The organism is Corallococcus sp. CA049B, from assembly GCF_003611685.1.
Classification (GTDB): domain Bacteria; phylum Myxococcota; class Myxococcia; order Myxococcales; family Myxococcaceae; genus Corallococcus; species Corallococcus coralloides.
The window spans coordinates 1-12501 of sequence record NZ_RAWC01000254.1; the positions used below are offsets into that span (position 1 = coordinate 1).

13 protein-coding genes are annotated in these 12501 nt (G+C 69.3%); 8 read left to right on the plus strand and 5 right to left on the minus strand.

The window, feature by feature from the left end; translation table 11 throughout:
• From D7W82_RS34380 to D7W82_RS34400, 5 genes are all read left to right on the plus strand, one after another.
• The coding region (locus tag D7W82_RS34380; protein ID WP_199727916.1) for a D-alanyl-D-alanine carboxypeptidase at positions 1-578 on the plus strand (578 nt) is incomplete at its 5' end.
• Positions 579-616: 38 nt separating this feature from the next.
• Positions 617-2797 carry a prolyl oligopeptidase family protein gene (locus D7W82_RS34385; protein WP_120622354.1) on the plus strand — a complete coding sequence of 727 codons (2181 nt, stop codon included), beginning with the start codon at positions 617-619 and terminating at the stop codon, positions 2795-2797.
• Between the two features lie 89 nt (positions 2798-2886).
• Positions 2887-3309, plus strand: a complete 423-nt coding sequence (locus D7W82_RS34390) for a hypothetical protein (protein WP_120622355.1) — start codon at positions 2887-2889, stop codon at positions 3307-3309.
• A 56-nt stretch (positions 3310-3365) separates the two neighbouring features.
• Complete coding sequence (locus D7W82_RS34395) at positions 3366-4460, plus strand: D-TA family PLP-dependent enzyme (RefSeq protein ID WP_199727917.1); 1095 nt, start codon at positions 3366-3368, stop codon at positions 4458-4460.
• A gap of 136 nt (positions 4461-4596) precedes the next feature.
• A complete protein-coding gene (locus D7W82_RS34400) occupies positions 4597-5766 on the plus strand; it encodes a right-handed parallel beta-helix repeat-containing protein (protein WP_120622356.1) in 1170 nt (389 codons plus the stop codon).
• Between the two features lie 13 nt (positions 5767-5779).
• Here D7W82_RS34400 and D7W82_RS34405 read toward each other — a convergent pair whose 3' ends face one another.
• On the minus strand, positions 5780-6775 hold the full coding sequence (locus tag D7W82_RS34405; protein WP_120622357.1) for a hypothetical protein: 996 nt from the start codon (positions 6773-6775) through the stop codon (positions 5780-5782).
• Between the two features lie 213 nt (positions 6776-6988).
• Between D7W82_RS34405 and D7W82_RS34410 the strand changes: the two genes are divergently transcribed.
• A complete protein-coding gene (locus D7W82_RS34410; protein ID WP_120622361.1) occupies positions 6989-7882 on the plus strand; it encodes a cyclic nucleotide-binding domain-containing protein in 894 nt (297 codons plus the stop codon).
• A gap of 42 nt (positions 7883-7924) precedes the next feature.
• Here D7W82_RS34410 and D7W82_RS34415 read toward each other — a convergent pair whose 3' ends face one another.
• Together D7W82_RS34415 and D7W82_RS34420 are read right to left on the minus strand one after the other, a co-directional pair.
• Entirely contained in the window at positions 7925-8335 is a 411-nt protein-coding gene (locus D7W82_RS34415) for a hypothetical protein (RefSeq protein WP_120622362.1), read from the minus strand.
• Positions 8336-8516: 181 nt separating this feature from the next.
• A complete protein-coding gene (locus D7W82_RS34420; protein WP_233588110.1) occupies positions 8517-9149 on the minus strand; it encodes a YdeI family protein in 633 nt (210 codons plus the stop codon).
• A 58-nt stretch (positions 9150-9207) separates the two neighbouring features.
• Here D7W82_RS34420 and D7W82_RS34425 point away from each other — a divergent pair, with 58 nt between their 5' ends.
• Positions 9208-9957 (plus strand): hypothetical protein, encoded by a 750-nt coding sequence (locus D7W82_RS34425; RefSeq protein ID WP_233588111.1) that lies wholly within the window; start codon positions 9208-9210, stop codon positions 9955-9957.
• On the opposite strand, the gene D7W82_RS34430 is transcribed toward D7W82_RS34425, so the two are convergent.
• A complete protein-coding gene (locus D7W82_RS34430; protein ID WP_120622359.1) occupies positions 9958-10965 on the minus strand; it encodes a DUF4105 domain-containing protein in 1008 nt (335 codons plus the stop codon).
• A 187-nt stretch (positions 10966-11152) separates the two neighbouring features.
• Between D7W82_RS34430 and D7W82_RS34435 the strand changes: the two genes are divergently transcribed.
• Positions 11153-11380 (plus strand): MbtH family protein, encoded by a 228-nt coding sequence (locus tag D7W82_RS34435; protein WP_014397734.1) that lies wholly within the window; start codon positions 11153-11155, stop codon positions 11378-11380.
• A 61-nt stretch (positions 11381-11441) separates the two neighbouring features.
• Here the strand turns inward: D7W82_RS34435 and fruA are convergent, their stop codons facing one another.
• The gene (fruA, locus tag D7W82_RS34440; RefSeq protein WP_043321786.1) at positions 11442-12128 is read right to left on the minus strand and encodes a response regulator transcription factor FruA; all 687 of its coding nucleotides are present in this window, start codon (positions 12126-12128) and stop codon (positions 11442-11444) included.
• Positions 12129-12501 lie beyond the last annotated feature (373 nt).

Consider the following 12501-nt stretch of genomic DNA (forward strand, 5'->3'; position numbering starts at 1 on the left):
CCCCCATGCCGACACCGCTGGTGGAGCTGACCAGCCCGCCCCTGTCGGAGCTGGTGCGCGTGACGAACAAGGAGAGCCTCAACCTGTACGCGGAGCGGCTGGGCATGCGCTTCGCTCGCGAGCGCACCGGCCAGGAAGGCTACACCGCGCTGCGCACGGCCCTGGTGGCGGAGCTGGCGCGCCGGGGCGTGCCCACCAAGGACCTGCGCCCCGTGGATGGCAGCGGCCTGTCCCGCTACAACCTGGCGTCGCCCCGGGGCATGGCGCGCGTGCTGCTCACCAGCCTCCAGGAGCCGTATGGCGCCGCGCTGGTGGACAGCCTGCCGGTGCTGGGCGTGGACGGGACGCTGGCAGGCCGCAAGACGAAGCCGTCCACCGCGGGCCGCATCCGCGCGAAGACGGGCACGCTCACGGGCCAGAAGTGCTTCGTGGGCGTGGCGGAGCGGCCCAACGACACGGAGCACCCGCGCGTCGTCTTCGCGCTGATGCTCGGCAACATGGACGAGGGCACGAAGCCCAACGCCAACGAGACCTTCGACACCTTCTCCACCGCCCTGGTGGAGCTGCCCCTGCGATGAGCGTCCCGCGGGGGGAACACCCGCATGCGAGGTGAACCATGAAGTCCAGAATCGCAGTCACGACCGCCGCGCTGCTGTTGCCGCTCGTGTCCGGAGCCGCGGGGAAGGCTCCCGCGAAGCCCGCCGCAGCGGAGAAGCAGCCCGTGGAGAACACCTACCACGGCACCACCGTGGCGGACCCGTACCAGTGGATGGAGTCCGCGACGGATCCGAAGGTGCAGCAGTGGACCGACTCGCAGAACGCGTTCACGCGCACGTACCTGGACAAGCTCCCGGGCCGCGAGCCCCTGCGCCAGCGCATCACGGAGCTGCTGTCCTGGAAGTCGCCCTCCTACGGCGCCCTGGACGAACAGGGCGGCACGCTCCTGGGGCTGAAGTTCCAGCCGCCCAAGCAGCAGCCCACGCTCATCGTGGTGGGCTCGCTGGACGACACGTCGAAGGAGCGCGTGCTGGTGGACCCCACGGTCGTGGACACGTCCGGCAAGACGACCATCGACTGGTTCCAGCTGTCGCACGACGGCAAGAAGGTCGCCGTGTCCATGTCCAAGGGCGGCACGGAGAGCGGTGACGTGTCCGTGTGGGACGTGGCCACGGCGAAGGCGATGGCCAACGAGCTGGTCCCGCGCGTCAACGGCGGCACGGCGGGCGGCAGCCTCGCGTGGAACGCGAAGGGCACGGGCTTCTTCTACACGCGCTACCCGCGCGGCGAGGAGCGCCCGCCCGTGGACCGCGAGGTGTACCAGCAGGTGTACTTCCACACGCTGGGCACGCCCACGGAGAAGGACACGTACGCGCTGGGCAAGGACTTCCCGCGCATCGCGATGACGGACCTGGAGTCCAGCGACGACGGCCAGTACACCTTCGCGCGCGTGGCCAACGGCGACGGTGGCGAGTTCGACCTGTACCTGCACGGCCCCAAGGGCACCTGGACGCAGGTGGCGAAGTACGCGGACAAGGTGGTGTCGGCGCGCTTCGGCAGCGACGGCGCGGCGTACCTGCTCAGCCGCAAGGACGCGCCGAAGGGCAAGGTGCTGCGCCTGCCGCTGGCCACGCCCACGCTGGACAAGGCGACCGTGGTCGTCCCCGAGGGCCAGGCGACGGTGCAGGCCGTGGTGCCCACGAAGGGCCGCCTGTACCTGCTGGAGCAGCTGGGGGGCCCCTCGCAGCTGCGCATGATGGACCTGACGGGCAAGGCGCTGGGGCTGGTGCCCACGCTGCCGGTGTCTTTCGTGGGCGGCCTGGTGCGCCAGGGCGCGGATGACGTGCTCTTCGTCAACGGCAGCTTCACCCAGCCGGCCGCGTGGTTCCGCTTCACGGCGGCGGACGGCAAGGTGACGAAGACGGCGCTGGCGCGCACGGCGCCCATCGACATGAGCGACGTGGAGGTGGTGCGCACGGAGGCCACGTCCAAGGACGGCACGAAGGTGCCCCTCTCCATCCTGAAGAAGAAGGGCACGAAGCTGAACGGGAAGAACCCCACGTGGCTCACCGGCTACGGCGGCTTCAACGTGTCCATCAACCCGGGCTACAGCCCGCTGACGGGCATGTGGCTGGAGCAGGGCGGCGTGTTCGCGGTGGCGAACCTGCGCGGCGGCTCGGAGTTCGGCGAGGAGTGGCACAAGGCCGGCTCGCTCACGAACAAGCAGAACGTGTTCGACGACTTCTACGCGTGCGCGAAGCTGCTGGTGGACCAGAAGTATACGCAGCCCAAGAAGCTGGCCATCCAGGGCGGCAGCAACGGCGGCCTGCTGATGGGCGCGGCGCTGACGCAGCACCCGGAGCAGTACGGCGCGGTGGTGGCGCGCGTGGGCATCTACGACATGCTGCGCACGGAGCTGACGCCCAACGGCCAGTTCAACGTCACGGAGTACGGCTCGGTGAAGGACCCGGAGCAGTTCAAGGCGCTGTATGGCTATTCGCCGGTGCACCGCGTGAAGGACGGGACGAAGTACCCGCCGGTGCTCTTCACCTCCGGCGCCAATGACCCGCGCGTGGATCCGTTCCACTCGCGCAAGATGGTGGCCCGGATGCAGGCGGCCACGGCGTCCCCCAAGCCCATCCTGCTGCGCGCCAACGCGGAGACGGGCCACGGCATGGGCACGCCGCTGTCCGCGCGCATCGAGGAGGAGGTGGACGTCTACTCCTTCGTCTTCAACGAGCTGGGCATGACGTACAAGCCCAACGCGACGAAGAAGGTCACCGCGCCCGCGCCGCAGTAGCCGTGCTTCTCTTCACGCCCGTCTCCAAAGCCACCCTGGCTCGGAGACGGGCGTTTCTTCTTCCAAGTTTCGTGGCAGCCTGCCGCCCCATGAGCCCGCTCATCCCCTACTTCATCCTTTCGCCCATCCTCGCGGGCGGCCTGGCCTGGTGGACGCTCACCCGTCTTGGAAAGAAGCGGAACGCACGCGCGAAGGGCTCGCTGGACGCGGTGGTGACGCGGCTGAAGGGGCAGAAGGTGCTGGGCGCGGTGGATCTCTTCGTCCAGGACGTGTCCTGGTCCGGGGAGACGGAGCTGTCGCCGCAGAACTGCCGCATCCGCGTGGTGATGGGCGGCCGGGACGCCGGGGCCATACCCCCGCGCTTCGAAGTGGAGAGCGCGCCGGGCGCCCCCCGCCCGCCCGCGGACGTGCTCGCGGCGCTGCGCGTGCTGGATGCGCAGGCGACGGAGGCCTTGAAGGGCGGCGGCTGGAGCTGGCAGCGGCCCACGGTGAGCTTCGAGCCGGTGGCGTAGTCCCGCGAACGCAAGGCCAGGGATTCGGATGACGGGTCGAGGAGCGCGGTGCCACCATGCGCCGCATGTCCTCGACCTTCCTCGACTCGCTCGACACTCCCGCGCCCCTCGTGGACCTGGACCGCGTGGAGCGGAACCTCCAGCGCGTCGCGGCCTATGCCCGCGAGCATGGCCTGCGCTGGCGCCCCCATACGAAGACGCACAAGACGGCGGAGCTGGGCGCGATGCAGGTCGCGGCGGGAGCCTCTGGCGTCACGGTGGCCACCGTCCTGGAAGCCGAGGTCATGGCGTCCGTGTCCGACGACGTGCTGCTCGCGTATCCGCCCGTGGGTGCGCGCAAGCTGGCGCGGCTGATGGCCCTGCCCTCGCGCGTGCGGCTCACCGTGGCGCTCGACTCCCTTGAGGTGCTGGAGGGGCTGGCGCGCGCGGCGCGGGATGCCGGGCGCACCGTGGGCGTGCTCGTGGAGGTGGACCTGGGCATGCGCCGCGTGGGACTGCGCACGCCGGAGGACGCCGTGGCCCTGGCTCGCTCGGCGGCGTCCACGACGGGCGTGGTGTTTCGCGGGCTGACCTTCTACGCGGGCCACATCCGCGTCCCCCAGGCGGAGCTGCCCGCCGTGATGCAGGCCCAGTCCGATGCGGTCGCGACGTTCGTGGACGCCCTGAAGAGCGCGGGCCTGCCGCCAGAGGTGATCAGCGGCGGCTCCACGCCGACGCTCTGGCAATCCCACACCGTGAAGGGCCTCACGGAGATCCGCCCCGGACTCAACGTGCTGAACGACCGCAACGCCGCCGTCATTGGCGCCTGTGATTGGACGGAATGTGCTTATTCGGTCCTGGCCACGGTGGTGAGCACGGCAGTGCCGGGGCAGGTGGTCATCGACGCGGGAGGCAAGGCGCTGGTGAAGGAGGAAGGGCTGGCGCCGGGCTATGGCGTCCTGCTGGACCGGCCGGAGATCGTGGTGAAGAACCTGTCGGAGGAGCACGGCCTGCTGGACGTGTCCGGCACGACGTGGCGCCCGCGCATCGGAGACCGGGTGCGCGTGGTGCCCAACCATGTCTGTGTTTCCGTCCCGCAGCATCCGCGGCTGCACGTCGTGCGGGGTGACACGCACATGGGCACGTGGGAGGTCGCGGCGCGCGGCTGGTGACAGTCCGTACCGCCCCAGCGTGCCGCCCGGATGTCATCCACTGGTCTGCGCGCTGCTCCCAACAGGCAGGAAGCCAATCACGACACCGTGTCTAGCCTTTTCCGGTCGCCGGAAGGACGTCCGGCCGGGAGGCGGAATGCACAAGGCAGAGGGCTTCTTCGTCACAATGGCCATCGCGGGACTGTCCCTGGGAACACTCCCGGTGCTCGCGGCGGACAAGGAGCCGCTCGACGCCCGATTCCAGCAGGCGAAGCCTGTCGAGTGCGACGTCCAATGCGGTGACGTCATCACGCAGCACACGAAGCTCACACACGACCTCTCCTGCCCGGGCACGGACGAGCCCGCGCTCCGCATCGAAGGTGACGGCGTCGTCCTCGACCTGGGCGGACACACCGTGCGCCGCTCGAGTCCGGTCCAGCAAGACACCCTGGGCATCGTGGTCACCAGCACCAGCATGGTGCGCAACGGCACGATTCGTGGCTTCGCACGAGGCGTCCAGACCGAGGGGGTCAACTCCCTGCGGGTGCACAAGCTCACGTTCACGGACAACGGCACTGCCATCTACAACTACTTCTCCACCACCTACTTCCTCATCACGAATTCGCGGTTCATCGGCAATGGCGCCGGGCTCGGAAGCGAGATCGACGCGTCCATCGGTACGTTCGACGTGAGGTCGAGCCACTTCGAGAACAACCGCCTCGGCATCTACCTGGATACCCATGCGGCCGACGTCCTCGATTCGACCTTCATTGGGAACGAGCTCGGCATCTACTGCTTCGCCGGCGATGTCCGCGTCCGGTCGAGCACCTTCGCGCGAAACGAGGCCGTCGCCACCACGACCGTGCCCATCGGAGGCCGCGACATCTGCGAACGGTTCCGTTTCGAGGACACGCTCATCGCGGACAACGCGTCGTTCGCCCCCACGGATATACCCATCTGGAATGTGGTTCAGCTCGACATGATCAACAACTGGATCGTGGGCAATGACAATGGGCTCACAGCCGGCTCATTCCAGGTCTACATCCAGGGCAACACCTTCTGGGACAATGCGGGCGGACTGACATTGGAAGACACTCCCATTGTCAGCCTCCCACAGACAGGCATCGTTCGCGCCAACCGGTTCCTGCACAACGACGGTGACGGCCTCCGCGTCCTCCCGGCCAGCACGCCCACGGTGATTGGCAACGTGTCCATGGGCAACACGGGCTGGGGCATCCATGCGCCCACCGCCCATGACGGCGGCGGCAACGTCGCGCGGGACAACGGCGCGGGCAACTGCGAGGGCATCCTCTGCTCCCCCTACTGACCCCTCGCCCAGCTCAGCCGATGCGCTTCAACTCCTGGGTCAGCAGCTCCTCCAGGTGCCGGATGTTCCGGTACACGAGACACCGGTAGCTGGACACGTCGAAGCGCAATTCCTTCACGTCGCGCACCAGCAGCAGGGTGGGCTTGCCGCGTCCCCAGGCATAGCCCACCTCCAGATAGACATTGGGGTTCGCCAATGACAGGTCCGCGATGACGACCTTCGCGGTGTCGATGCGGTCCCGGATGCGCTGGATGATGGGCCCGTCGAAGACGGCCTGGTCCACCCGCTCGCACAAGAGCCCCGCCGCCTTCACAGGGTTCAGGATGCCGTAGTGGTAGGTGTCCTCCAGCTCCTGCGCGAAGGGCATCGCCACGAAGGCGTGGGGCTTCTCGTGGGAGTTCGCGCCCGCGGAGGCCATGGGCAGCGCCTGGACGAAGCGCGACGTCCTCCGCACGCGGAAGCCCGTGGCCCCCATCAGCGGCTCCACGCCCGGCGTGAGCCCCAGCCCCAGCGCCAACGCCTTGCGCAGCCGCTCCACGCGCTTGGGGTTGAGCTCCACCACCGTGATGCGCTCCAGGGCGCGGGGGCCACTGCCCCGCTGGAACGCGTCCACGAAGCCGCCCACCAGGGCCAGCACCGCCTCGTCCTCGTCCAGGCCGTAGTTGGGGCCGTGCACCGTGCACGCCAGGTGACGCACCTCCTGCCGGGGCTCCAGCAGCTGGAGCGCGCGCACGGAGAACTGGCGGATCTCGTGGTAGCCGAACTGCCGCAGCCGCACCGTGCCCAGGAAGAGCACCCACGGGGCGCCCAGGCTCCGGCGCGACTCGATGAAGCGGTGGTCCCCGGGGAGCAGATCGAAGGCGTCCATGGCCACGCCCGCCCCCTCCAGCCGGCGCGCCACCGCGCCGTCCGCCCCGTGGAAACCCTGCGCGTACTTCAGCAGCACGGCATCCGCGGCCGTCTCTCCCACATCCCCCAGGTCCACCACGACGTCCAGCGTGTCTCCCATGGACCCGGGACTGTAGGGTGTCCCGGTCCGCCCACGCCATCCCCGGCGCCCGTCCCGCCGCGTCAGGTGGGATGAACACAGACGTGGCGAACGCACGCCAATCCCTGTTCAATTGCGCCTCCTGGCCGCCTGGCTGTCTTTCAGGCCGCCTCCACGCCGCCTGTGAAGCGCTTCACAGTTTCCGCCCGGCCGGGCCGGTAGCATTTGCGCACCATGTCCCTGTTCGCGCGCCTGCAGGCCCTGCTGTCCGCCCACCCGTCCGCCCCGGCCACCGCCGGACAGACGCCCGCGACCCCCGCCGCGCCTCCGGCGGCGACCAGCGCCCCGGCGGAGGCGGAAGGTGCCTCCGAGCAGCAGCCGGTCTGCACACGCTACCTGCCCGCGGGACAGGTGGTGGTGCGCGAGGGCGACCCGGGACACTCGATGTTCGTGGTGCTGGAGGGCCGCGTCGCGGTGCTTCGCGGCGGCGACCACGGCGGCAACACGGAGGTGGGCCGCCTGGGGGCCGGCGAGTTCTTCGGAGAGCTGGCGCTGCTCACCGGCACGCAGCGCACCGCCACCATCGTGACGGTGGAGGACGCCGTGCTGCTGGAGCTCACCCAGGCCGGCGTCCGGGAGCTGGGCAAGGACTACGGCGTGAAGGGCGAGCAGATGCAGGTCACCGCCCGGGAGCGCCTGCTCGCGGACGCGCTGCGCAGCAACCCGCTCATCGCCGCCCTGCCCCCGGAGGTGCAGCACGAGCTGGGAGACTCCTTCGTCCCCTGCACCGTCCCCGCCGGAGAGACGCTGCTCACCCGCGGCCAGCCGGGTGACGCGCTCTACGTCCTCATCCGGGGCCAGTGCGAGGTCTTCCACACGCACAGCGACGGCCGCCAGTCCTCCTATCCCAAGCTGGAGGAAGGCGCCCTGTTCGGGGAGATCTCCCTCTTGCGCAGCCGGCTGGCCACCGCCACCGTGCGCACCGTGACGCCCTGCACTCTGCTCAAGCTGGAGCGCGACGTGTTCAAGAAGGCCTTCCTTGGCCAGCCCGACCTGCGCGGCGCCCTGGTGCGCCTGGGCCTGGAGCGGCTCAAGCACACGATCGAAGTCATGGGCGAAGCGAAGTAGTCCGCCGTCCCGCGCAATCCCAGACAGACTGAAGCCCTGGGTCTACCGCAACGCCTTCCGGGCACCGGTGGACCACAGGGCCCAGGCCATCAGCACGGGCTGGAAGAACAGCCGGACCCGGCGCTTCCGGTCCGTATCCAGGCCGAACGCGGAGAGGCGCTTGTCGTACTGGTGCAGGTTGCCGGGGAAGACCGCCGCGAAGAAGGCCGCCAGCCCCAGCCCCAGGGGAATCCGGTGGCGCTTGTCGAAGAGCAGCGACAGCCCGAGGCCGATTTCCACCACGCCGGAGAGCAGGACGACCAGGTCCTTGTCCATGGGAACCCAGTCCGGCACCTGCGCCTGGAAGGGCCCTCGCGCGAAGGAGAGATGGCCCGTGCCGGCGCCGACCATGAACGAGCCCAACACCCCGCGCCCCACGTCCTGCAAAGGCGTGGTCCTGGCTGCTTGAAGCATGGCCACCTCCGCTCCCGTTCAATTCCAATCGTTGGAAGGTGGGGTGGCGGAGCGGAGGGTGCAAGACAGGGCTGAGCCCGCCTTCACGCCGGGGGGACGAGCGAGCAGGCATGAGCGGCGAGACCCGCGCGCACCTCATCACGGGCAGCGCATCCTGCCGTAGCAGGTCGTCGCGACGTGCTCAGCCGTGGATCAGCTCCCCGGCCTCCAGCATCGCGATGTACTTCTCCACCCGGCGCACGCGTGTCTCCGGCTTCTTCGCGTCGTGGAGCTGGAAGAGGATGGCGTAGCGGTTGGCCCCCTTGAGCGCGGCGAAGGCCGCCTTCGCCTTCGGGTTCCTCTCCAGCGCGAGCGTCAGGTCCTCCGGCACCTCCATGGTCCGCTGCCCCGCGTACGCCGCCCCCCAGCGGCCATCCGCGCGTGCGGACTCCACCTCGCGCAGGCCCGCGGCCTTCATGCGTCCGGAGGCGACCAGGACCTCCACCTTGCCGCAGTTGATCTTCGACCACTTGCTGCGCGGCTTGCGCGGCGTGAAGCGCTGGAGCCAGTACTCCGAGTCGAACGCGCCCTTCTGCCCGTCGATCCAGCCGTAGCAGAGCGCCACCTCCAGCGCCTGCGCATACGTCACGGACGGGATGCCGGACTCGAACTTGGCGAGCTTCACCCAGACGCCCGGCGAGTCGACGTGGTTCTTCTCCAGCCACTTCTCCCACGCCTTCTCGGACGCGAAGGGCACGACGGGGAGCTCCTGCTTCGCCTTCGCCTTCATGCGGTGCAACGCCTTTCCCTGCCCCGCGCCTCGCGCCGGGTTCATGACAATCCCACTCTACCTGTGGAAGGCAGGCCGGGCGGAAGCGGTTATGAAACACGCCATGGCCGAAACCACCAACGCCCGTCCGCCGAACGCCGTGCCGCCCTCGCTTGCCCGCGTGGCCTTCCACGCCGTGGCGGCCGGGCTCACCCCGCTCATCCCCGTGCCCTTCCTGGACGACTACGCCCTGCGCCAGGTGCGCGAGCAGTCCGTGCGCGACCAGCTCAAGGAGAAGGGCCTGAAGGCGCCGGACAAGGCCGTGGCGGTGCTCGCCGGCTCGTACGACGAGCGCAGCCTGGGCGGACGGCTGGTGTCCTATCTCAAGGCCGTGGCGCTCTTCCCCGTGCGCAAGGTGTTCCGCAAGGTCTTCTTCGTCCTCTGGGTGAAGGACTGCGTGGACCTGACGAGCGTGTGCCTGCACCACGGCTACCTGCTGCACCACGCGCTGGAGCGCGGCGACCTGGACGAGGCCTCGCTCCAGGGGGACGCGCCCCAGAAGCTGCAGGCCGCCATCGTCGCCGCCTGCGCGGAGATGGACGCCCGCCCCATCAACCAGGCCCTGCGCCGCATCTTCCGCGGCAGCCGGGTGTTGATGGCCGAGGCCACCCGCGTCTTCCTGGAGCCGAAGCGCGGCGGCGCCCGCGTGCCCGACCCGAAGACCGAGAACGCGGAGGTGAAGTCGCTCACCGACCGGCTCCTCCAGGAGATGTGGGAGGAGCGCGGCTACTTCACCGCGCTGGAGGCCCACTACGACAAGCACCTGAAGCGCGACCCCGCGTCCACCGAGCCCCTGGCCGCGACAGGCACCTGATCAGGGCACGGGCGCGGCGGCGGACTCCAGCGGCGCGCGGATGCGGGCGGAGAAGTCGTCCCGCCCCTGCGCGGCCAGCGCTCGCGCGTTGATGTGGTAGCGCTGGCGGACCTGCTCCAGCGGCACGTCCGTGTCGATGATGCCCAGCTCGTACGCGAGCGCGTCCGAGAACGCCGGCATCAGCGTGCGATGGTCATACGGCACGTCCTTCGTGGCCACCTTCTCGAAGTGGCGCACCAGGTTGGTGGTGCAGTTGCTGGTGAGCGTGTCGTAGAACTCCGGCTGCGTGTGCAGCCCGTTCATCCGCTGCACCATGTCCATGAAGAACGCGGTGATGCGCTCCTTCGACGCGTTCACCGGATACACATACACGTCGTCATGGCGGAAGTTGGAGCGCAGCTGCACCAGGTCCCGCTCGTCGCCCACGACGTAGGTGATTTCAAAGCGGCGGAACAGGCCGCCCAGCGCGGAGAACGTCTCGCCCTGCTCGCGCCGCACCTCCACGGAGAACACCACGTGGCGGCCGTCCTGGAAGCCGAAGCTCACCATCGTGTGCGCGGCGCCATAGAAGCCGGAGAACGGCTCCACGATGAACGACGCGCCCGTGAGCGCGTCCGTGTCGTAGGTGGCCGTGTACCAGGCGGGGTCCCAGTCCGTGGTGCCGCGGTAGCGGAAGTCGCGCACGTCGTGCAGCGTCACCTGCGTCCCGGCCACCTCCGCCCACGGCGCCCGCGCCAGGTCCGGCGCCCAGTCCCGCGTGTTGGAGGGCTGGAACGTCCGCACCCACCCGTACACGGACAGGCAGCCCAGCAGCATCACCGCCACGCCCCAGCGCCGTGAACGCCACCGCCAGGCCGCCACCGCCAGGGCCACCAGGGCCACCGCCACGAGGCTCCGCGCCACGTGCGCTCCCTCCGGCCCCGCCCCCGTCAGGGCCAGGGCCAGAGAGGCCCAGACGCCCCCCACGAGGAGCACGAGCCCCGACACGGCGTTCTTCCAGATGCGCATGCGGCCGAGTATCCGCGCCCCACGCCGCTCGTGTCACGGACGCGGCTTCCGGGTGCAGCCCCGGCGGGCGGCCGGGCGCGGATCCGCCCTCCCAGGAAGGCCCCGGATTTGTCGCAACCGCCTACCTTGACCGCTTTTCCCCGGGTGTGCGACGAAAGGGGGTCCCCAGCTTCAGGAGTCACACCCCATGAGCGACGAGCGCGAAGACACGACCGTTTACAAGGTCGTCGTCAATCACGAAGAGCAGTACTCCATCTGGCCCGCGGACCGTGAGAACGCGCTGGGCTGGAAGGACGCCGGCAAGCAGGGCCTGAAGGCCGAGTGCCTGGAGTACATCAAGGAGGTCTGGACGGACATGCGCCCCCTGAGCCTCCGCAAGAAGATGGAAGAGGACGCGGCCCGCAACAAGAACTGAAGGCCGCGTGCGCTTCCCACCGCGCCCTCCCCGCTTCAACGGGGAGGGTGGGCCGGCCCCGCTAGAGGTCCGGCGGAGGCCTGACGCCCAGGTGGCAGGCGCGCAGGGCGAGCTGGGTGCGGTTCTCCGCGCCCAGCTTGCGGTAGAGCTGCGTGACGTGTGACTTCACCGTGCGCTCGGCGATTTGAAGGTGCGCGGCGATCTTCAGGTTGTCCGCTCCGCCCGCCACGTACTGCAGCACCTCGCGCTCGCGCTGCGTGAGCAGCAGCAGGACGCTCGCCGTGGGTGACGTCACCGGCGGATGCTCGAAGTCGTTGCGCAGGAGCTGCACCGGGAAGAGGCGCTCGCCCCGCACCAGCGACTGCACCGCGGAGGACACCGCGTTCACGCCCAGCCCCGCGCGGAAGAGGTAGCCCGAAGCCCCTTCGTCGAAGCACTGGGAGATGACCTCCGGCGTGCTCACCGCGGACAGGAGCAGCATGCGCACCTCCAGCCGGCGCTTGCGGGCCTCACGCAGCAGGTTGAGCCCCTCGGTCACGGAGCATCCGATGGCGGCTTCGCCGTCGCTCTCCACGTCGAGGATGGCCACCTGCGGTGGATCCGTGCCAAGCCCGTCCAGGAAGCCGCGCACGTCGCGCGTCACTGAAGTGGAATGACCCTCACCCCGAAGCCCGTCGGACAAGCCCTGCCAGGCCGCCCACGGTCCTTCGAGAATCGAAATACGAACTGCCGATTGATTCGCTGCCATGCGATGGCCCCCCAGCCGTCGTGGCGAATTGCTTTCAATGCTACCTGTCGACTTCAACCTGCCCCGGAGTCGGTGGAACCGCGGCGGAACTTCCGCCTGTGCTGAGCGTGCGAGAACCGCGCTTCAACTCCATCCGGGGGTCCTGTCACTGCTGCCCTGCGAACTGCGCCTGCGACTGCCGAACTGGCCCGTCCGGGCCGAACCTCCTTCTTCGTTTCAAGCAAATCCAGCCAACCGAGACCCTAATACTACTTGATCAGATGCGTGACGGTCCTCGAGGAGGAGCGCGAGCGCCGAGTCTGCGGAGGCACAGCGGGCAATGGCCGAGGCGGCGCAGTAGCAGATGCTGAAGCCGCCGACGCACCTGGGGCAG